Here is a 19,742-nt window from a genome sequence, read left to right as displayed (position 1 = left end):
GCGCCGCCCGGTGCGCGCGCGGTACGCGCCCGGTCAGCGCCGCCGGTGACGCTGACTTCCATGACCGACGACGCGACGGCCGTACTGGCCGACGGGATACGAAAAACGTACGGACGCACCACCGCCCTGGACGGCTTCGACCTGGCCGTGCCGGCCGGCACCGTGTACGGGGTGCTCGGCCCGAACGGGGCAGGCAAGACCACAGCGGTGCGTATCCTCACCACGCTGCTGCGTTTCGACGCCGGCCGGGCCAGAGTGGCCGGGTACGACGTCGCCTCCGACCCGGACCGGGTCCGCGCCGCGATCAGCCTCACCGGACAGTACGCGGCGGTCGACGAGGTGCTCAGCGGACGGCAGAACCTGGTGCTGTTCGGGCGGCTGCGGCGGCTGTCCGCGCGCCGGGCCCGCAGCCGCGCCGACGAGCTGCTGGACCGGTTCGGCCTGACCGAGGCGGCGGACCGGTCGGCGGGCGGCTACTCCGGTGGGATGCGCCGCCGCCTGGACCTCGCCGCCAGCCTGGTGGTGCCACCGCGGGTGCTGTTCCTCGACGAGCCGACCACCGGCCTGGACCCGCGCAGCCGCAACGGCCTGTGGACGGCGGTGCGGGAACTGGTCGACGACGGCACCACGGTGCTGCTGACCACCCAATATCTGCAGGAGGCCGACCACCTCGCCGACCGGGTGTGCGTCATCGACACCGGCCGGGTCGTGGCCGAGGGCACCCCGGAGCGGTTGAAGGCACGCATCGGCGCCGACCGGCTGGAACTGGTGGTCCGCGACGTGGCGGACCTGCCCGCCGCGGCGGCGGTGATGGAACGCGCCACCGGCGCGGCCGCGACAGTGGACGTCGAGCTGCGGCGTGTGGACGCGCCGGTGGCCGACCGGATCGCCGTGCTCACCGCCGTGCTGCGGGCCCTCGACGACGCCGGGATCGCCGTGGACGACGTGCTGGTCCGCCGTCCCACACTGGACGAGGCGTTCCTACGGCTCACCGGCGGCCACGCCGACGCGCAGCGGGTGGGGGTGGCGTCGTGAGGGCGCTGACCGACGGGTGGCTGATGGCCGGGCGGAACATGCGGCACGTGGTCCGCGCCCCCGAGGAGATCATCCTCTACTTCAGCCTGCCGATCATGTTCGTGCTGGTGTTCGGCTACGTGTTCGGCAGCGGCATGTCCGTGCCGGGCGACGGCAGCTACCGGGAGTTCCTGCTGCCGGGCGTGTTCGTCATGACGATGCTCTACGGCCTCGGCGCGACCGCGTCGGCCGTCGCGGTGGACACCGGCCGTGGTGTGGTGGACCGGTTCCGGTCACTGCCGATGGCCCGTTCGGCGCTGCTGTCCGGCCGCGCGGGCGCCGACCTGGTACGGGCGTGCCTGGAGATGACCACGCTGGTGGTGTGCGGGTTGCTGGTGGGCTGGCAGTGGCGCGAGGGCACCGGCCCGGCGCTGGCCGCGGTGGCGCTGATCCTGCTGCTGCGCGTCGCGATGACCTGGGTGGGCATCCTGTTCGGGCTGCTCGTGCCGAACCCGGACACGGTCGCGGTGGTGGTGTTCCCGCTGGCGTTCCCGCTGACCGCGCTGTCCAACGTGTTCGTGGCGCCGGAGCTGATGCCGGACTGGCTGGGCGCGATCGCCGCCTGGAATCCGCTGTCGGCGACGGTGGCGGCGGCCCGGGACCTGTTCGGCAACCCGGGCCTGGGCGGCGACTCGTGGCCGGCCCGGCACGCGCTGGAACTGGCGATCGTCTGGCCGCTGGCGCTGATCGCGGTGGCCGCGCCGGCGGCGGTGCGCCGCTACCGGCGGCTCGGCCGCTGACAAGGGCCGGGGTATCGGGGGGATGAAATCGGGGCGCGGCCGAAGCCGCGCCCCGATGCTCCCAGGCCCTTCCCGGCCGGTGGGGCGAAGACGATCGGCGCCGACCTTCGGACCGACCCGACGTGGACTGGCTGCCCCCGCCTGGCCGTTGTCTACTGGCCGTGCCTCTCACCCTGCCCGTACACCGGTAACCGCGACCGGTTCGCGCCGCCCCGCCGACCCCCGCCCGCTGGACCTGGCCGCCGCAACCTTCCGGTCGCTCGGCCAGCGGACGAAGGGACGAAGCGAACAACAGCCGCTTCCCGTGGTAGGACTCAAAGACGGTACGGCGTAGACCCCCGCCGCTGTCAACCCACCCGGGCCTGTCGTGTGTTGCGACACGGCGTGTCGCGTCGGCGCGTCTCGATTCCTGAGGCTGCTTCAGGCGCCGAGGTGGTGCCGCAGCATCGCCGCCGCCGCACCCGGATGATCGTCGGCGAGCAGCCCGGCGGCGGCCAGCACGTAGTCCACGTCGACGACCGGGCGGGCCGCCCGCGGCAACGCCCACCCGCCGGCGTGGTCGGTGAGCACCGCGTCGAGCACCGCCGCCGCGTCACCCGGGTCGGCGTGCCGCAGCACCCCGCCGGAACCGACGAGCAGCTTCACCTCCCGCAGGTCCCGCCCGGCCCGCTCCCCCGTCGCCGCACCACGCGCGTGCCGCCGCAACGCCACAGTCGCCGCCAGCGCCGCGATGCGCCGGTCCACGGCCCGCTCACCGTCACCGGCGGGCAGGAACCCCGGGTCGGCCGCCCGTACCGCCGCCGCAGCCGTCAGCTGCGCCTCCTCGGCCGCGTCCAGCAGCCGCTCCTCGGCCGCGGCGCGCACCACACCCGGCGCGCTCCACCGCATGCCCAGGTCCCCCTCGACGGTGCGGGCCCGCCACAGCGTCCCGGCGACCTCCTGACTGGGGCCACTGTCCCGCTCGTCGGGCGTGAGCACCGAGTACACGTCGGTGGTGGCCCCACCCACGTCCACCACCGCGAGGTCACCGCCGAGCGTGCCGGCGAGGACCTCCACGCCGGTGAGCACCGCGTCGGGCGTGGCGGCGCGGACCAGCCGCGCGAACCGCGTACCCCGGGACAGCTTCTTGCCGCCGATGACGTGCCGCAGGAACACCTCCCGGATCGCCGCCCGCGCCGACGCCGGCTCCAGCACCCCGATGCGGGGCAGCACGTTGTCCGCCACCGTCACCGGCACCCCCGCACCCGCCAGCAGCGCGTGCAGGTCGGCACGCACGTCGGCGTTGCCGGCGAGGACCACCGGCACCCGGAACCGGGCCTTCGCCAGCCGCGTCGCGTTGTGCGTCACCGTCTCGGCGTCCCCGCCGTCGGTGCCGCCCACGAGCAGCACCACGTCCGGGCGGGCCGCCCGCAACGCCGCCACGTCCGCCCCGGACAGCCGACCCGCCGCCACGTGCACCACGTTCGCGCCCGCCGACAGACCGACCCGCCGGCCCGCCTGAGCGGTCACCAGGGGCTCGTAACCCACCACCGCGAGGCGCAGCCCACCCCCGGCCGACGAACACACGTACCAGGGCACCTCAGCGACCCCGGCCGACGCGGTGGCCGCGCCGACCGCGGCGTCCAGGCCGTGCAGCACATCAGTGCCCACCGTGGTGGGCGCCGACGCCGCCGCGACCAGCCGGCCGCCGTCGAGGTCCACCACCGCGGCCTTCGTGTACGTCGACCCGACGTCCGCGCAGACGACGACGCGCGACATCGGCTCGCTCACGCTGGGCCGTCCTTCGTTCGCGACTGCGGGGCTCGCAACACCGGCTCGCTCCTCGCGCTCACGCCGGGCTCGCCTTCGTTCGCGACTGCGGGGCTCGCAACACCGGCTCGCTCCTCGCGCTCACGGTGATGGCGGCACGACCACCGTGCCGGTCGCGGTGACCGCCACGATCGGCTCGTCGAGCACCTCGGCGGCCGACTCGCCCTTGTCCGGGCGGCCCCGGCACACCACAGTCGCGGCGAAGTCGATGGTGCGGCTGCGGGTGCCCACCCGGGTCACCGTCGCCGTCACCTCCAGCACGTCACCGGCCTTCATCGGCGCCCGGAACTGCACGTCCGAGTACGAGGCGAACAACCCCTCGTCGCCGTCGGTGCGGATGCACACCTCGGTCGCCACGTCCCCGAACAACCCCAGCGCGTACGCCCCGTCGACCAGGTTGCCCGCGTAGTGGGCGTGGGAGTACGGCACGTACCGGCGGTGGGTGACTGTCAGACCGACACGGGGATCGCTCATCAGGTGTTCGCCTTCCTGGAGGTGATCAAAGCGTGGACGAGGTAACTGGCGACCTCACCCGGGGTGGTGCCACGGCCGAAGATCCGGTCCACGCCCAGCTCGCCGGTCATCGTCTCGTCGAACCGCGGCCCGCCGACGATCAGCAGCGGCCGGCGCCCTGCCGGCATCGCCTCCCGGAACGCCGCCGACATCTCCCGCGTGTTGTGCAGGTGCGCGTCGCGCTGCGTCACCACCTGCGACACCAGCACCGCGTCGGCGCGTTCCCGCCGGGCCGCCTCGACCAGCTCCGGCACGCTCACCTGCGCGCCCAGATTCGTGACCTTCAGCTCCCGGTAGTACTCCAGGCCCTTCTCACCGGCGATGCCCTTGACGTTGAGGATCGCGTCGATGCCCACGGTGTGCGCGTCGGTGCCGATGCAGGCGCCCACCACCGACAGCTTGCGGCGCAGCCGCCGCTTCACCACCGCGTTGACCTCCTTGGCCGACAGCAGCGGATAGTCACGCTCCACCACCTGCACCTTCGCAAGGTCCACCAGGTGGTTCACCCGCCCGTACACCACGAAGAACGTGAACCCGTCACCGATCGGCTTGGCGTGCACCAGCATCGCCGGGTCCATGCCCATCTTGTTTGCCAGCTGCACCGCCGCGCCCTCGGCCCGCTTGTCGTGCGGCACCGGCAACGTGAACGACACCTGCACCATGCCGTCACCGGTGGTGTCCCCGTACGGCCGCACGACCGTCTTCTCGCTCACAGGGTCTGCTCCAGGATCTCCGTGGCCGGGTTGTAGTAGTCCGCCTCGTGCCGCGCCACCCCGGAAAGGCCCTTCCCGCGGTCCGCCGGCCGCTTCATGATCCCGAACGTGCCCTCGGCGATCGCCGTCAGCAACGACTGGTCCCCGATGCGCTCCAGCAGGCCCACCGCCTCACCGAGCACCCGGTGCGCCCGCTCCTGGATGAACCCGCCCGGCGCCGGCACGAAGTCCTCGTGCAACCCGCCCGCCGCGCCCAGCACGTACCGCACGTTCTGCAGGGCGATGTCCCGGTCCGACAACCACGGCGTCACCACCGCCTCGGTCATCATCCCCACCAGCAGGATCCCCTGCCCGGTCATCGTGCCCACCAGGTTGAAGAACCCGTCCAGCAGGTTGCCCCGGAACACGTCACCGGTCATGTGCTTCGTCGGCGGCATCCACTTCAACGGCGCATCCGGGAACAACTCCCGCGCCAGCAACGCGTGCGCCAGCTCCAACCGGAACGACTCCGGCACATCCGGGTTGATCTCGAACGCGTGCCCCAGCCCCAGCTGCCAGTCCGCCAGCCCCGCCTCGTGCGCGAAGAACTCGTTCAGCAGCTGCGACACCGTCACCGTGTGCGCCTCGTCCACCGCGTCAGCGGTGGTCAGGTAGTTGTCCTCACCGGTGTTGATGATGATCCCCGCCCGCGCGTGCACCTGCCGCGAGAACCGCTGGTCCACGAACGTACGGATCGGGTTGATGTCGCGGAACAGGATCCCGTACATCGAGTCGTTGAGCATCATGTCCAGACGCTCCAACCCGGCCAGCGTCGCCATCTCCGGCATGCACAGACCCGACGCGTAGTTCGTCAGCCGCACATACCGGCCCAGCTCCCGCGACGTCTCGTCCAGCGCCGCCCGCATCAACCGGAAGTTCTCCTGCGTCGCGTACGTGCCCGCGAAACCCTCCCGGGTCGCCCCCTCCGGCACGTAGTCCAGCAGCGACTGCCCCGTCGACCGGATCACCGCGATCACGTCCGCGCCGGCCCGCGCCGCCGCCTGCGCCTGAGGAATGTCCTCGTAGATGTCACCCGTCGCCACGATCAGGTAGATCCACGGCCGCCGCTCCGGATCCCCGAACCGCTTCACCAGGCGATCCCGCTCCGCACGCCGCCGGTCGATGCTGCGCACCCCCGCCGCGACCGCCTTGCGCGACGCCCGCCGCGCCGCCGTCGCCGCCTTCCCCGACGGCTGCGCGAACCGCACCGACCCGGCCGCCGCCTTCTGCGCCAGCAACGTCACATCGGTGATGCCCTCACGCGCCAGCGCGTCGAACACCGGCGCCGCCACCCCGTGCCCCAGACCCACGTCCGCGACCACCGCGTCCACGAGCCGGTTCACCCACGGAATACCGTCCGGGTCCGCGCCGGTCACCCCGGCCAGCCGCAGCACCGCCCGCTCCACCGACACCGTGGTGTGACTACGCGCCAGATCCACCACCGGCTGCCCGGCCCGGCGCGCCAACTCCCGCGCCCGCGCCACCAGCGCCGGATCCAGCCCAAGCTTCCCTGTCACGAAGACCCTTCCTGATAGATCACGTCACCGCGCAACACAGTGGCCCGGCACACCGGCAGCGGCGTCGGATCGTCCGCGCCCCGCAACTCCGGATCCTCGGCCAGCACCACCGGCAGCCCCCGCTCCACGCCCGCCGGGGTGTCCCACACCGCGAACGTCGCCGGCGCCCCCAACGCCAGCACACCCTCGTTGTCCAGGTGCACCGCCCGCCACCCGCCGCGCGTGTGCGCCGCGAACGCCGCCCGCACACTCATCCGCTGCGCCGGGTTGTGATGCGCCGCCGCCGCCCGCACCGACCCCCACGGATCCAGCGGCGTCACCGGCGAATCCGACCCGAACGCCAACGCCACCCCGACGCCGTGCATCGCACCCATCGGATTCGACTCCAGCGACCGCGCCAACCCCAGCCGCGACTCGTACATCCGGCCCGCGCCGCCCCACAACCTGTCGAACGCCGGCTGCATCGACGCCACGATCCCGTACTCCACGAACCCGGCGATCAGCGCCTTGCTCATGATCTCCGCGTGCTCCACCCGGTGCCGGGCCGCCCGCAACCGGTCCACACCCAGCGACCGCGCCGCCAGCCCGAAACCCGCAAGCACCGTCGCGATCGCCGCGTCCCCGATCGCGTGGAACCCGCCCTGCAACCCGTGCGCCGCACAATCAAGCAGATGATCACGGACCTGCTCCGCCGACACGTACCCGTGCCCGCACGCCCCCGCCTCACCGTCCAGGTACGCCGCCGACACGTGCGCCGTCCGCGACCCCAGCGCCCCGTCGGCGAACAGGTCACCACCCGCGCCCACCGCACCCAGCTCCCGGGCCTTCGCCGCACCCAGCAGCTCACCCCAGTACCCGTACACCTCCGGCACCCCGGCCCCCGAGATCGCCAGCAGCCCGGTGAAGTCCTCCTCGTCGGAGATGTCCGGACCACCGCACTCGTGCACCGCCGCGACACCCAGCGACGCCGCATGCTCCAGCGCCCGCCGCTGCGCCGCCACCCGCTGCGCCCGCGACACCGACGCGAACGCCGCCGCCCGCACCACGTGATGCGCGTCGCGCCGCAGCCACCCCGACGCCTCGAACCCGGCCGCCGACACCACCTCCGGACACGCCGCCAGCAGCGCCGCCGACACCAGCGCCGAATGGATCGACGCCTGCGACAGATACACCCGCCGCCCACCGGCCGCCCGGTCCAGCGCCGCCGCATCAGGCAACGCCGGATCCGCCCAGCCCGACTCGTCCCAGCCGTGCCCCAGCACCACCGCGTCACCCGGCAGACCCGCCGCGAACGCCGACACCGCCTCCAGCAGCCCATCCGCCGACCGCACCGCCGACAGATCAAGCCCCGACAACGCCAACCCGGTATCGGTCGCGTGCACGTGCGCGTCAACGAACGCCGGCGTCACCAGCGCACCGCCCAGCTCCACCACCCGGTCCGCCCGCGGCGCGTCCGCGTCCGTACCCAACCAGGCGATCCGCCCGTCCCGCACCAGCAGCGCCGTCGCGCTCGGGTCCGCCGGACAGTGCAGCACTCCACCGCGATACAGCGTCGAGGGGTTCGTCATGGTCTCAGTCTGCCGTCAGACGAGCCTCGAACAGGCCGCGCACCCCCGGCTCGGCACGCAACAGATCCAACGCCAGCGCCGCGTGCCCCGGCACGTACCCGTTGCCCACCAGCATCGTCACGTCCGCCGCCAGGCCCTCCGCACCAAGCGCCGCCGCCGCGAAGCTCGTCGCCATCGAGAAGAAGATCACCGTACCGCCGTCCGCCGTGGCCAGCACCGCGCCGTGCTCACACCCCGGCACGTCCACGCACACCACAGTCACGTCCGCCGGCACACCCAGCGCCGTCGTCACCGCCGTCGACAGCCCCACCGGATCCCGCGCGTCGGCCAGCGCCACCACGTCGGCCAGCCCGGCCGCCGTCAGCGCGTCCCGCTCCGACGCCACCGGAACCACCCCGACGGTACGGGCGGCGCCCGCCCGCCGCGCCGCCGCCAGCGACAGCGACCCGCTCTTGCCGGCCCCGCCGATCACCGCCACCGACACCGGACGCGGATCACCCTCCCGCGAGCGCCGCGCCACCTGCTCGGCCACCACCCGCGCCGTCAACGCCGGCGCCCCGCACACGTCCAGCACCGCCAGGGACAGCTCGGGGTGCAGGTCCGGCGGCAGCACCGCCGCGATCGACCGGGCGAACAGGATCGCGTACCCGTCGCACGGCACCTGCTCGCTGCGCCCGTCCCAGCGGGCCAGCCCGTCGGTGATCGTCAGCGGCGTCAGCGTCAGCGACACGAGCGTCGCCACCCGGTCACCCGCCTTCAGCCCCAGCGGCGAGCGGCGGCCCGCCTCCTCGACGGTGCCGATCAGCATGCCGCCGGAACCGGTCACCGGGTTCTGCATCTTCCCCCGGGCCGACACGATCTCCAGCACCTCGGCGCGGACCTTCTCCCCGTCGCCGCCGTGCTTCTCCGCCAGCTGCCGGAAACTCGCCGCGTCCAGGTTCAGCCGCTCGACCCGGATCCGGACCTCGTTCGCCGCGATCCGCGGGTCCGGGTCCAGCCGCCAGGCCGCCTGCGGGAGCACCCCCGCCGGTTCCACGACTCGGTGCAGACCCACCGGTGACGTCACGCCGACCCCCTATGTCCAGCCGCCCGAACCCCCGGCCAGGAGTCGCGTCGCGGGAAAACTTCCGGCAGAATAATTTCTTCACCGCAGATTTTCCAGTAGCCTACGCATCCGTTGATCAAACCGCACACTGACGAGGAGGGGCCGTGACCCAGACCCAACCGGTGGAGACCATCCCGACGCCCCGCCCCGCGCCGGTCGCCGTTCCGACCGCCGGACAGCCCTACGAATACCGCCGCGCGCCCCTCGTCGAACCCGACTGGACCCGCTTCCCCGGCTGGCGCCACATCACCCGCGAACAGTGGGAGAGCGCCCAGTGGCAACGGGTCAACTGCGTCAAGAACATCAAGCAGCTGCGCGCCGTCCTCGGCGACACCGTCGACGAGACCTTCTACGCCGACCTGGAGGCCGACCAGAAGGCGCTGGCCACCATGTCCATGCTGGTGCCGCCGCAGATGCTCAACACCATGGTGCCGCATCAGCCGATGAGCACCGAGGCGCTGCTGGCCGACCCGATCCGCCGCTACATGATCCCGGTCGCCTCCGACCGGCGCACCGACTGGCCGTCGCACCCGTACGCCAGCCGCGACAGCCTCCACGAGCACGACATGTGGGTCGCCGAGGGTCTCACCCACCGCTACCCCACAAAGGTCCTCGCCGAGCTGCTCTCCACCTGCCCGCAGTACTGCGGCCACTGCACCCGCATGGACCTCGTCGGCAACTCCACCCCCGCCGTCGACAAGCTCAAGCTCACCCTCAAGCCGGTCGACCGCTACGACGCCCACATCACCTACCTCAAGGCCCACCCGGGCGTACGTGACGTTGTCGTCTCCGGCGGCGACGTCGCCAACGTGCCGTGGCGCAACCTCGAGTCGTACCTGATGCGCCTGCTGGAGATCGAGACGATCCGCGACATCCGGCTCGCCACCAAGGCGCTCATGGGCCTGCCCCAGCACTGGCTCCAGCCCGACGTGGTCGAGGGCCTCGAACGGGTCGCCCGCACCGCCGCCCGCCGCGGCGTCAATCTGGCCATCCACACCCACGTCAACCACGCCCAGTCGCTGACCCCGCTGGTCGCCAAGGCCGCACAGACGGCGCTCGACGTCGGCGTCCGCGACGTGCGCAACCAGGGCGTACTCATGCGCGGCGTCAACGCCACCAGCGCCGACCTGCTCGACCTGTGCTTCGCGCTGCAGGGCGAGGCGGGCATCCTGCCGTACTACTTCTACATGTGCGACATGATCCCCAACGCCGAGCACTGGCGCGTCCCGGTCTGGCACGCCCAGCAGCTCCAGCACGACATCATGGGCTACCTGCCCGGTTACGCCACCCCGCGGATCGTCTGCGACGTGCCGTTCGTCGGCAAGCGCTGGGTGCACATGCTCACCGACTACGACCGTGAGCGCGGCATCTCGTACTGGACGAAGAACTACCGCACCTCGATCGAGTCGGCCGACCTGGAGGCGCTGAACAAGCGCTACGCCTACTACGACCCGATCGACACGCTGCCCGAGGCCGGCCAGGCCTGGTGGCTCGCCCACCGCGACGACTGACCCCGGACAACCGACGGCGGGCCACCTCAGCGATGAGGTGGCCCGCCGTTCGCGTACTCACTTGTTGAAGGCGTCCTTGACGTCGCGGCCCGCCTGCTTGGCGTGCTCCCCGGCCTGCCGGGCCCGCGCCGTGCTCTGCTCGGAGGCGCCCTCGGCCCGCAACCGCTCGTTGTCGGTCACGTCGCCGATCCGCTCCTTGGCCATGCCGCTCATCTCCTGGGCCTTGTTCTTCGCCTTGTCGGTGAAGCTCATGTCGCCCTCCCTCGTCCGGCTGCGCCTTGCCCTTGCCGCGTCCCCGGTGCGTGTCGTGTCAAACGCCGTTGACCGGCGCACATCGCGTAGGGCGTCCTAGGATAATAGGTTGAAAGTGTGTGCCTACCGGTTCAGGTCGCGGACGCGGTCCGTGACGGCGGCCAGGAACGCGGTGAGGGCGGGCGCCGGTGGCGTGCCCCGGGTGACAGCCACCAGACGGCGCCGGAGAGCGGTCTCGGCGATGCCCCGCACCGCCAGCGCCGGGTCGTCCCCGGGCAGGGCCAGCGCCGGCATCAGGGCGACCGCCGCCCCGGCCCGGACCAGCTCCAGCTGGACGTCCGCGTCGCTGGACCGGTGCCGCAGGTCCGGTTCGTAGCCGCCGAGACGGCGGCACGTCCCGACCACCATGGCGTGGTGCCCGGTGCCCTCGGCGGAGGCCGTCCACACCTCGGACCGCAGGTCGGCGACCGCGACGTGTCCCCCGGTCCCGGCGAGGGGATGCGCGGCGGGAAGCACGAGCCGCAAGGGCTCCTCGAGCAGCAGCGTGAAACGGAGCCCCGCCGGGCGGGGGCGGGGCTGACTGTCGTACTCGTCGCCGATGACCAGGTCGACGGCGCCCAGCCGCAGGCCCGGCAGGGACTGTTCGAGTTCCAGCTCGAAGATCTCCACCCGCACCCGCGGGTGCTCGGCTCTCATCCGGGCCACGGCCGGCACGAGCAGGCGGCGCGCCGCCGATTGCAGGCCGCCCGCCCGGACGCTCCCCCGGACGTCACCGTCGAGCGCGGCCAGGTCGGCCTCCGCCGCCTCCGCCGCCGACAGCAGCACCCGGGCGTGCCGGGCGAGCACGTGCCCGGCCTCGGTGAGCCGTACGCCGCGGCCCGCCCGGCCCAGCAGCCGGACACCCGCCTCCTTCTCCAGCAGGGCCAGCTGCTGCGACACAGTCGACGGGCTGTAGCCCAGAGCCGCGGCGACAGCGGCCATCGTGCCGCGCTCCTCGAACTCCCGCAGGAAACGCAACCGCCGCAGGTCCAGCTCGATCATGCGGGAATCCTAATGATTCACCTGCGGAATTCATCGCTGGACCCGAGCAGTCGGCGCCGGTGATCCTTGGCGCGTGGGTGCCGCGCTGTGTCTCCTGTCCGCCGCCTGTTTCGGCGCGATGGCCGTCTTCGGCAAGCTCGCGTACGACGCCGGTGTCTCCCCGACGGCTCTGCTGCTGGTGCGTTTCGGCCTGGCCGCCGTACTGCTCGGGCTCGTCCTGCTCACCCGGCCGGCCCGGCGCCGCGCGGCGCCGGGCGACGACAGCGGTGTGCGGCCGGCGACGAGGCGCGGGCGGGTGGTGGCCGTCGCCCTCGGGCTGGGCGCGATCGGGTACGCCACACAGGCGAGCCTGTACTTCTCCGCGCTCGAACTGATGGACGCGTCCCTGCTGGCGCTGATCCTCTACACGTACCCGGTCCTGGTGACGGTGGCGGCGGTCCTGCTCGGCCGGGACCGGCTCAGCCCCAGACGCGGTGCGGCGCTGGTGGCCGCCTCGGGTGGAACGCTGCTGGTCCTGCTCGGCGCCGGTGGCGCGGGCTTCCATCCGCTCGGGGCGCTGCTGGCCTTCGCCGCCGCCGTCACCTACACGGTCTACATCCTGGTCTCCGACACCGTCGTGCACCGGCTGGCACCCGTGGCGCTGTCGGCGCTGGTGATGACGGGTGCCGCCGGCACCCTCGGCGCTCGCGCCCTGGTCACCGGCGGCGCCGACCTGAGCTTCGGGTGGCGGGGATGGTTCTGGCTGGCCGCCATCGCCGTGATCTCCACGGTCGTGGCGATGCTGGCGTTCTTCGCCGGGCTGAAGCGGACCGGTCCGTCGACCGCGGCCATCCTGTCCACCTTCGAACCGGTGGTCACCGCCGCGCTGGCCACGCTCACCCTCGGCGAGGCCCTGACCCCCGCGCAGCTCGCCGGCGGCGCACTGGTGCTGGCCTCCGTCGCGGTCCTGCAACTGCGCCCCGGCGGCGCACGCGCCCGGGAACGGGCGTCCGGCCGGCCGGTCCCGGCACGCGACGGCCTGACCGAACCCACGCCGGCGGCCCGCTAGCGCCCGCTTCCCCGGTTAACCGTCGGCGGCGGGCCGGGCCCGCCCCGGCGTGGTTGACTGGGCCGGTGAACGAGATCCTGCTGATCCGGCACGGCGAGACCAGCTGGAGCGCCGCCCACCGGCACACCTCGTACACCGATCTGGACCTGACCCCCGACGGCGAACGGCAGGCCGGCGCGCTGGCCCCGCTGCTCGCCGGCCGGCGCTTCGCCCGGGTGCTGTCCAGCCCCCGGCAGCGGGCCACCCGCACCGCCGCCCTGGCCGGGCTCACCGTCGACGCGATCGAGCCGGACCTGGCCGAGTGGAACTACGGCGAGTACGAGGGCCGCACCACCGCGGACATCCAGGCCGACCGGCCCGGCTGGTCGATCTGGGCCGACGGCGGCCCCGGCGGCGAGTCATCGGAGCAGGTGGGCGCCCGCCTGGACCGCGTGCTGGACCGGATCGCGCCGCTGCTGGAACAGGGCGATGTCGCGCTCGTCGGGCACGGGCACAGCCTGCGCGTGCTCGGGGCGCGCTGGATCGGGCTGCCGCCCTCGGCCGGGGCGCTGCTGCGGCTGGACACCGCCACGCTCAGCGTGCTCGGGCACGAGCACGGCCGGCGGGTGCTCAGGCGGTGGAACCTGCCGGCTCCGCCGACGGGCGGGGACGACCCCGGCCGGTCAGCTCGCCACTGATCTTCGGCGGCCGGTTCTCATACGGCGTGGACAGCACCACTGTCGTGCGCGTGGTGACGTTCGCGGCGGTACGGATCTCCTGCAGCACCCGCTCCAGGTCGGCCGGGCCGGCCACCCGCACCAGCAGGAGATAGAAGTCCTCCCCCGCCACCGAGTAGCACGAGTCGATCTCGGGCAGGTGCGCCAGCCGCTCCGGCGCGTCGTCCGGCTGGGACGGGTCGAACGGCCGGATCGCCACGAACGCGGTCAGCGGCAGGTCCAGTGCCTCGAACGACACCCGCGCGGCGTACCCCTTGATCACCCCGCGTTGCTCCAGCCGGCGGACCCGCTGGTGCACGGCCGACACCGACAGGCCCACCCGCTCGGCCAGATCCGTGTACGACAGCCGACCGTCCCCGGTCAGCGCGGCGACGATGGCACGGTCGATCTCCTCCACGCGCTGCACAGTAGCCGGAAAAGCGCTCCCACGCCGTACCCGGCCCGCCGTGGTGACGCTCAGCGCGCCGTCCGGTCGCGCACCGCGTCCGCGGCGTAGTTCAGCACCTCCGCGATGTCCTCCTCGTCCAGGAACGGCAGGTCGGTGAGGATGTCCGTGACGGACATGCCCTCGGCCATCATGGCCAGCAGGGTGGCCACGGGGATGCGCGACTGCCGTACGCAGGGCGCACCCCCCATGACGTCGGGGTCCACGGTGATCCGGGGGAAGGTCACCGCGACAGGCTAGCCCTTCGCCAGCGCACGCGAGATGACCAGACGCTGGATCTGGTTGGTGCCCTCGACGATCTGGAGCACCTTGGCCTCCCGCATGTACCGCTCGACCGGGTGGTCGGCGACGTACCCGGCGCCGCCGAGCACCTGCACCGCGTCGGTGGTCACCCGCATCGCCACGTCAGTGGCGAACAGCTTCGCCTTGGCCGCCTCGATCGAGTACGGGCGGCCGGCGTCGCGCAGCCGCGCGGCGGCGAGCGTGAGCGCCCGCGCGGCGGAGATCTGGGTGGCGGCGTCGGCCAGGTTGAACCCGAGCCCCTGGAAGTCGATGATCGCGCGGCCGAACTGGCGGCGCTCCCGGGCGTAGCCGACCGCGTAGTCCAGCGCGCCCTGGGCCAGGCCCACCGCGCACGCGGCGATGCCCAGGCGGCCGGAGTCCAGCGCGGACATCGCGATGGTGAACCCGGCGCCCTCGCCGCCGATCAGCCGCTCCGCCGGCACCCGGGCGTCGTCGAAGGCGATCTGCGCGATCGGCGAGGCGTGCAGGCCCATGGTGCGTTCGGCGGCCTGCGGGTGGATGCCCGCCGTCGACCGGTCGGCCAGCAGGCAGGAGATGCCCTTCGGGCCGGGACCGCCGGTGCGGCAGAAGATGTTGTAGAAGTCGGCCACCCGGGCGTGCGTGATCCACGCCTTGGTGCCGGTCACCACGTACGCGTCGCCGTCGCGCACCGCCCGCGTGGTCAGGGCCGCCGCGTCCGAGCCACCCTGCGGCTCGGAGAGGCAGTACGCACCGAGCAGTTCCCCGCCGATCATGTCCGGCAGCAGTTTGCGCTGCTCGTCCGTGCCGAACTGGGCCAGCGGGTAGCAGGACAGCGTGTGCACGCTGACCGCCTCGGCCACTGCCAGCCACCGGCTGGCGAGGATCTCCAGCACCTGGAGGTACACCTCGTACGGCTGCGCCGCGCCACCGTGCTCCTCCGCGTACGGCAGGCCGAGCAGGCCGGCCCGGCCCAGGGTGCGCAGCACCTCCCGGGGGAACTCGGCGCGGGCCTCGAAACCGGCGGCGGCCGGAGCCAGCTCCCGGTCGGCGAGTTCGGTGGCGAGGTCCAGCAGGTCGTGGGCCTCGTCGGTGGGCAGGATCCGGTCGACGTTCATAGCGCGATGAGCTCCGTGGGGGTGGTGTTGAGCCGTTGCCCGCCGTCCGTCGTGCAGACGACGATGTCCTCGATCCGGGCTCCGTGCCGCCCGGCGAGGTAGATCCCGGGTTCGACCGAGAAAGCCATGCCGGCCTGAAGCGGCCGGGGGTTACCGGTCACCACGTACGGCTCCTCGTGGCCGTCGAGGCCGATGCCGTGACCGGTGCGGTGCAGGAAGGCGTCGCCGAAACCGGCGGCGGCGATGACGTCGCGGGCGACCGCGTCGAGGGCCTCGGCGGTCACACCCGGCGCGACGGCGGCCACGGCGGCGCGCTGCGCCTCCCACAGCACCGCGTAGTAGTCCACGAACTCGGCCGGGGCGGGACCGCCGGCGACGTACGTGCGGGTGCAGTCGGAGCGGTAGCCCGACGGCATCGTGCCGCCGATGTCGACCACCACCGGCTCGCCGGCGCCGATCGGGCGGTCCGAGATGCCGTGGTGCGGACTCGCGCCGTTCGGCCCGGCCGCGACGATGACGAAGTCGACGGCGGCGTGCCCGGCCGCCCGGATCGCGGCGGCGAGGTCGGCGGCGACCTCGCGCTCGGTGCGGCCGGGGCGCAGCCACTCCCCCATCCGCAGGTGCACCGCGTCGATCGCGGCGCCCGCCTCGGCCAGCGCCGCCACCTCGGCCGGCGACTTACGGATCCGCATCTCCCGCAGCACGTCGGAGGCGAGCCGCTGGGCCGCGCCGGGCAGCGCGTCGCGCAGCGCGAGGACCTGCTGCGCCCACATCCGGTCGGCCAGCCCGACGGCGCGGACCGGGCCGGGCAGCGCCCTGCGCACCAGCGGCCACGGGTCGGTGCCGTCGGCGTGGTCGACGATCCGGTACCCGGTGCCGGGCGCGGCCTCGGCGTCCGGCCGCTCCAGCACCGGCACGATCAGCGTCGGCTCGCCCTCGGCGGGCAGCACCAGGCAGGTCAGCCGCTCCCCCTCGCGGGCGTCGTAGCCGGTCAGGTAGCGCAGGTCGGAACCCGGGGTGAGCAGCAGCGCGTCCAGGCCCGCCGCGGCGGTGGCGCGCTGGGCCGCGACGAGACGCCCGGCGGGGTACAGTTCCTCGATTCCCACACCCCGAAGCTTAACGGTCGTTTGGGTCCGGACGGGAGTCCGGGCGATGCTCGCAGACGCCGGCCATCCGGTCCGCCTCGATCTTGGTCATGCCCGATGCCCGGAGCAACTCGCCGACCACGATGAGCAGCTGCGAGGCCACGATCGTGCCGGAGAAACCCAGACCGGCGGCACGCGCCCGGCCGGCCTCCCGCGCGGCGTCCCGCGCCCGCGCCCGCGCGATGTCCGGCGGCCGCCCGGCCAGGAAGTCCCGGTGCAGCAGCCGCAGCGACTGCCCGAACGCCTCGACCCCGGCCGGCAGGGCCGCCGGAACCGGCTCCCCGGCCTCCAGCAACGCCACCACCCGGCGCACCATGTTGCGGCTGTTCGTGTACGCCAGCTCCAGGTGGGCGCCCGCGTTCTCGTAGCGGCGCAACTGGGCCCGTCGCCGCCACCGCCACGGTGACAGCGACGTCACCTCGCGGGCCGCCGCGACGATCTCGGTGGTCTGTTTCCGCTCGACCTCGGCCGCCTCCAGGCGACGCAGCGCCCCCTCGGCCTCCCCGGCGTCCCGGGCGGTGAGCGCGTTCGCCGTGGCCGTCAGCTCGTTGGCGAACAGGTCCAGCGTGGGCCCGGCCGCGCGGTGCACCACCCGGACCGGGTTCAACGGCAACAGCAGCAGCGCCACCACCACCGCCACCGCGCCGCCCACCAGCGCGTTCGCGGTACGCGGCACGGCCAGGTCGGGCGCGTTGGGCTCCACGGTGCCCAGCAGCACAGCGGTGCTGCCGGCCTGCACCATCACGGCGCCGTTGCCCCGGATCACCACCGCCAGCGAGATCGCCAGCGCGACCACCAGGCCGGTCTGCACCGGACCGGCCCCGATCAGCTTGATGATCAGGTCGCCGACCAGCACGCCGACGATCACACCGCCGAGCAGTTCGGCGGTACGGCGGATCCGGTTGCCGATCGCCGCGGCGATGGTGCCCACCGCAGCCGCCGGCGCGAACAGCGGCTGCGGGTTCTTGAGCAGCGTGCTCGCCACGTACCAGGCCAGACCGGCGGCCAGACCGGCCTGGAGAGCCACGATGAAGTACCGGCGCAGCCGCTCGTACGCCTCCCGGATCTCGCGGCGCGCCGCCGGAGCCACGGGGGTCACCGCACCGCCCGCCTGCCCGGGCACCACAGGCACGAGGGCTCGGGCTCGATCACGCCCTCCTCTACCCGGCACTCACGCCAGTATTCCCACGCCGCCACGCGCTTGCGGACGCGAGGGATCATGGAGTGGTGATCCGCTTTCTGCTGAACCTGCTGTGGCTCGTCTTCGGCGGCGGCTTCGTCCTGGCCCTGGGCTACGGCATCGCCGCCCTGATCTGCTTCGTCCTCGTCGTCACCATCCCCTTCGGCGTGGCCTCGCTGCGGCTCGCGTCGTACTCGCTGTGGCCGTTCGGCCGCACGATCGTGCGCAAGCCGGGCGCCGGGCTGCCCTCCGGCCTGGCGAACGTGCTCTGGGTGGTGCTGGCCGGCTGGTGGCTGGCCCTGTCGCACATCCTCGCCGGCATCGCGCTCTGCGTGACGATCATCGGCATCCCGTTCGGGGTGGCGAACTTCAAGCTGGTCCCGGCGGCGCTGTGGCCGCTCGGCCAGGAGGTCGTCGAAACGCCGTAACCGCGTAGGCGGTCCGGCCGCCTCGCCGTTCCGGCTGACCGCTGGCGGTCGGCAGGGCTGACCGTCAGCAATAGGCGCGGCTGACCGTCAACAGTCGACGTGGCCCACGGGCCGACCGTCGGCGCGGCCGTTCCCCTGCGCCCCGTCCACCTCTCCCCGCCACGGGGGATTCACCGGCCACTGGAACGCCATGGGTGTCTCCGGCCCTGTTTGGCACCCATGGCGTTCCAGTCGCACCACGGTCGCACGGCGACTTGACGTTCGCGGCCGAGGACGACCCGCCACGATCTCGGCCACCGGGACCAGTGTCCCGCGACGCGGGACGGCATGAAGATCTTGGTACGAAGTGGCCCCCCTGAGGGCCTTTTCGTACCAAGATCGCGCAGGTCCCGAGCGAAGCGCGAACGTCAGCGCCGCAGCCGCAATGAGGCCCCAGCTGGCCGCGAGACCAGCCCCCTTCCCGTGGTGGCGGCCAGCTCCCTGTTCGCCGTGAGCGACCGGCCTCGCCACCCTTACGGCATCCTAGGAGGATGGGGTGATCGCCCCACCTCGGCGGCGGGAAGGATGCGAATGCGGCTCGCACCAGCGCGGCGCTGGCTAGCGTCGAGGGGTGCGGGACGGGGTGATCGAGGCGCTCAAGGCGGACCCGGCGATGTCCGGTCTGCGCCGGTCGCTGGACTTCTATCACGGCGACCCGGCACGCGAGGCCGCCCTCGACGCGTTCTACGCCCCGCTGGTCCGCGCCGGCGACCTGGTCTTCGACGTGGGCGCGCACGTGGGCGACCGGCTGGGCAGCTTCCGCCGTCTCGGTGCGCGCGTGGTGGCGGTCGAGCCGCAGCCGCTGTGCGCCCGGGTACTGCGCGAGATGCACGCGGGCGACGACGGCGTGACAGTGGTGGAGGCGGCCTGCGGGCGTACCGCCGGGCCGGTGCGACTGCACGTGAACTCGGCCAACCCGACGGTCTCCACCGCCTCCCCCGGGTTCGTCCGCGCCGCCGACGGGGCGCCCGGCTGGGCGGGCGAGACCTGGGACGCGCAGATCGTGGTGCCCGGCACCACGCTGGACGTACTCGTGGCCGCGTACGGCGTTCCGGCGTTCGTGAAGATCGACGTGGAGGGCTTCGAGGACGCCGTACTGGCCGGGCTGAGCCGGCCGGTCCCGGCGCTGTCGTTCGAGTTCACCACCATCGCGCGGGTGGCGGCGGCGCGCTGCCTGGACCGGCTCACCGCGCTCGGCTTCACCCGGTTCACCGTGGCGATCGGTGACGAGATGGAGTTCGCGCTGCCCGGCTGGCGTCAGGCCGCCGCTGTGGCCGCGTACCTGCGCACGCTGCCGGACGAGGCCAACTCCGGGGACGTGTACGCCCGCCCCTGAGCGTCCATTTCGGACTGCCGTCGACGGAGAACCAAGGCATCGACCCTGCTCATCGCCGTGATCGGCGGAGACGCAGCCCGGGCACTTTTTTCAAGGCTCGAACTTAGCAGTGCATCGTTACTCATCTGTGATTGACGTGAGCCG

At 73.2% G+C, this 19,742-nt stretch carries 20 protein-coding genes; 7 read left to right on the top strand and 13 right to left on the bottom strand.

From position 1 onward, the window contains the following. The first annotated feature begins 60 nt into the window (after nt 1-60). Both AC2CHG_RS08800 and AC2CHG_RS08795 read left to right on the top strand, forming a co-directional pair. Complete coding sequence (locus AC2CHG_RS08800; RefSeq protein WP_484524519.1) at nt 61-1,035, top strand: ATP-binding cassette domain-containing protein; 975 nt, start codon at nt 61-63, stop codon at nt 1,033-1,035. Continuing rightward, nucleotides 1,032-1,814: an ABC transporter permease gene (locus AC2CHG_RS08795; RefSeq protein ID WP_484524517.1), complete on the top strand. Its 783-nt coding sequence runs from the start codon at nt 1,032-1,034 to the stop codon at nt 1,812-1,814. Before AC2CHG_RS08800 ends, AC2CHG_RS08795 begins: the two co-directional genes overlap by 4 nt. Before the next feature lie 420 nt (nt 1,815-2,234). On the opposite strand, the gene AC2CHG_RS08790 is transcribed toward AC2CHG_RS08795, so the two are convergent. From AC2CHG_RS08790 to kdd, 6 genes are all read right to left on the bottom strand, one after another. After that, nucleotides 2,235-3,572 (bottom strand): glutamate mutase L, encoded by a 1,338-nt coding sequence (locus AC2CHG_RS08790; RefSeq protein ID WP_484524518.1) that lies wholly within the window; start codon nt 3,570-3,572, stop codon nt 2,235-2,237. 132 nt (nt 3,573-3,704) lie between these two features. Beyond that, nucleotides 3,705-4,097: a 3-aminobutyryl-CoA ammonia lyase gene (kal, locus tag AC2CHG_RS08785; RefSeq protein WP_355512187.1), complete on the bottom strand. Its 393-nt coding sequence runs from the start codon at nt 4,095-4,097 to the stop codon at nt 3,705-3,707. Beyond that, nucleotides 4,097-4,849 carry a lysine 5,6-aminomutase subunit beta gene (kamE, locus tag AC2CHG_RS08780; RefSeq protein WP_357210586.1) on the bottom strand — a complete coding sequence of 251 codons (753 nt, stop codon included), beginning with the start codon at nt 4,847-4,849 and terminating at the stop codon, nt 4,097-4,099. Before kamE ends, kal begins: the two co-directional genes overlap by 1 nt. Beyond that, a complete protein-coding gene (gene kamD / locus AC2CHG_RS08775; RefSeq protein WP_484524516.1) occupies nt 4,846-6,405 on the bottom strand; it encodes a lysine 5,6-aminomutase subunit alpha in 1,560 nt (519 codons plus the stop codon). Before kamD ends, kamE begins: the two co-directional genes overlap by 4 nt. After that, nucleotides 6,402-7,973: an amidohydrolase gene (locus tag AC2CHG_RS08770; RefSeq protein ID WP_357210583.1), complete on the bottom strand. Its 1,572-nt coding sequence runs from the start codon at nt 7,971-7,973 to the stop codon at nt 6,402-6,404. The genes kamD and AC2CHG_RS08770 overlap by 4 nt, the downstream gene beginning before the upstream one ends. A 4-nt stretch (nt 7,974-7,977) precedes the next feature. Further along, nucleotides 7,978-9,039 carry an L-erythro-3,5-diaminohexanoate dehydrogenase gene (gene kdd, locus AC2CHG_RS08765; RefSeq protein ID WP_262016191.1) on the bottom strand — a complete coding sequence of 354 codons (1,062 nt, stop codon included), beginning with the start codon at nt 9,037-9,039 and terminating at the stop codon, nt 7,978-7,980. Between the two features lie 143 nt (nt 9,040-9,182). Between kdd and AC2CHG_RS08760 the strand changes: the two genes are divergently transcribed. Then, on the top strand, nt 9,183-10,589 hold the full coding sequence (locus AC2CHG_RS08760; RefSeq protein ID WP_262016190.1) for a KamA family radical SAM protein: 1,407 nt from the start codon (nt 9,183-9,185) through the stop codon (nt 10,587-10,589). A gap of 57 nt (nt 10,590-10,646) precedes the next feature. On the opposite strand, the gene AC2CHG_RS08755 is transcribed toward AC2CHG_RS08760, so the two are convergent. Continuing rightward, on the bottom strand, nt 10,647-10,841 hold the full coding sequence (locus AC2CHG_RS08755) for a CsbD family protein (RefSeq protein WP_073829538.1): 195 nt from the start codon (nt 10,839-10,841) through the stop codon (nt 10,647-10,649). 123 nt (nt 10,842-10,964) lie between these two features. Further along, nucleotides 10,965-11,882, bottom strand: a complete 918-nt coding sequence (locus AC2CHG_RS08750) for a LysR substrate-binding domain-containing protein (RefSeq protein ID WP_355512196.1) — start codon at nt 11,880-11,882, stop codon at nt 10,965-10,967. Nucleotides 11,883-11,955: 73 nt separating this feature from the next. Between AC2CHG_RS08750 and AC2CHG_RS08745 the strand changes: the two genes are divergently transcribed. Then, on the top strand, nt 11,956-12,930 hold the full coding sequence (locus AC2CHG_RS08745) for a DMT family transporter (RefSeq protein ID WP_484524515.1): 975 nt from the start codon (nt 11,956-11,958) through the stop codon (nt 12,928-12,930). 65 nt (nt 12,931-12,995) lie between these two features. Further along, nucleotides 12,996-13,607, top strand: a complete 612-nt coding sequence (locus AC2CHG_RS08740) for a histidine phosphatase family protein (RefSeq protein WP_484524514.1) — start codon at nt 12,996-12,998, stop codon at nt 13,605-13,607. Here the strand turns inward: AC2CHG_RS08740 and AC2CHG_RS08735 are convergent. The 5 genes from AC2CHG_RS08735 to AC2CHG_RS08715 are packed head-to-tail and all read right to left on the bottom strand — an operon-like array spanning nt 13,540 to nt 17,705. Further along, nucleotides 13,540-14,043, bottom strand: coding sequence for an Lrp/AsnC family transcriptional regulator (locus tag AC2CHG_RS08735; protein WP_128138189.1), 504 nt, complete (start codon nt 14,041-14,043; stop codon nt 13,540-13,542). The genes AC2CHG_RS08740 and AC2CHG_RS08735 overlap by 68 nt on opposite strands. A gap of 59 nt (nt 14,044-14,102) precedes the next feature. Continuing rightward, nucleotides 14,103-14,318, bottom strand: coding sequence for a DUF433 domain-containing protein (locus AC2CHG_RS08730; protein WP_262015218.1), 216 nt, complete (start codon nt 14,316-14,318; stop codon nt 14,103-14,105). Nucleotides 14,319-14,327: 9 nt separating this feature from the next. Further along, nucleotides 14,328-15,470, bottom strand: coding sequence for an acyl-CoA dehydrogenase family protein (locus tag AC2CHG_RS08725; protein WP_013286268.1), 1,143 nt, complete (start codon nt 15,468-15,470; stop codon nt 14,328-14,330). After that, nucleotides 15,467-16,576, bottom strand: coding sequence for a M24 family metallopeptidase (locus tag AC2CHG_RS08720; protein ID WP_484524513.1), 1,110 nt, complete (start codon nt 16,574-16,576; stop codon nt 15,467-15,469). The genes AC2CHG_RS08725 and AC2CHG_RS08720 overlap by 4 nt, the downstream gene beginning before the upstream one ends. 10 nt (nt 16,577-16,586) lie before the next feature. Continuing rightward, nucleotides 16,587-17,705: an FUSC family protein gene (locus tag AC2CHG_RS08715; RefSeq protein WP_355512203.1), complete on the bottom strand. Its 1,119-nt coding sequence runs from the start codon at nt 17,703-17,705 to the stop codon at nt 16,587-16,589. Nucleotides 17,706-17,842: 137 nt separating this feature from the next. Here AC2CHG_RS08715 and AC2CHG_RS08710 point away from each other — a divergent pair, with 137 nt between their 5' ends. Together AC2CHG_RS08710 and AC2CHG_RS08705 are read left to right on the top strand one after the other, a co-directional pair. Next, entirely contained in the window at nt 17,843-18,223 is a 381-nt protein-coding gene (locus AC2CHG_RS08710) for a YccF domain-containing protein (protein ID WP_262015221.1), read from the top strand. Between the two features lie 652 nt (nt 18,224-18,875). Further along, nucleotides 18,876-19,598, top strand: coding sequence for an FkbM family methyltransferase (locus AC2CHG_RS08705; RefSeq protein ID WP_262015323.1), 723 nt, complete (start codon nt 18,876-18,878; stop codon nt 19,596-19,598). Nucleotides 19,599-19,742: the final 144 nt, after the last annotated feature.

The sequence above is a fragment of the Micromonospora sp. ATLC20 genome, assembly GCF_057196585.1.
The sequence above is the reverse complement of the archived record's forward strand: the minus strand, read 5'-3'. Positions and strand labels throughout refer to the sequence as shown.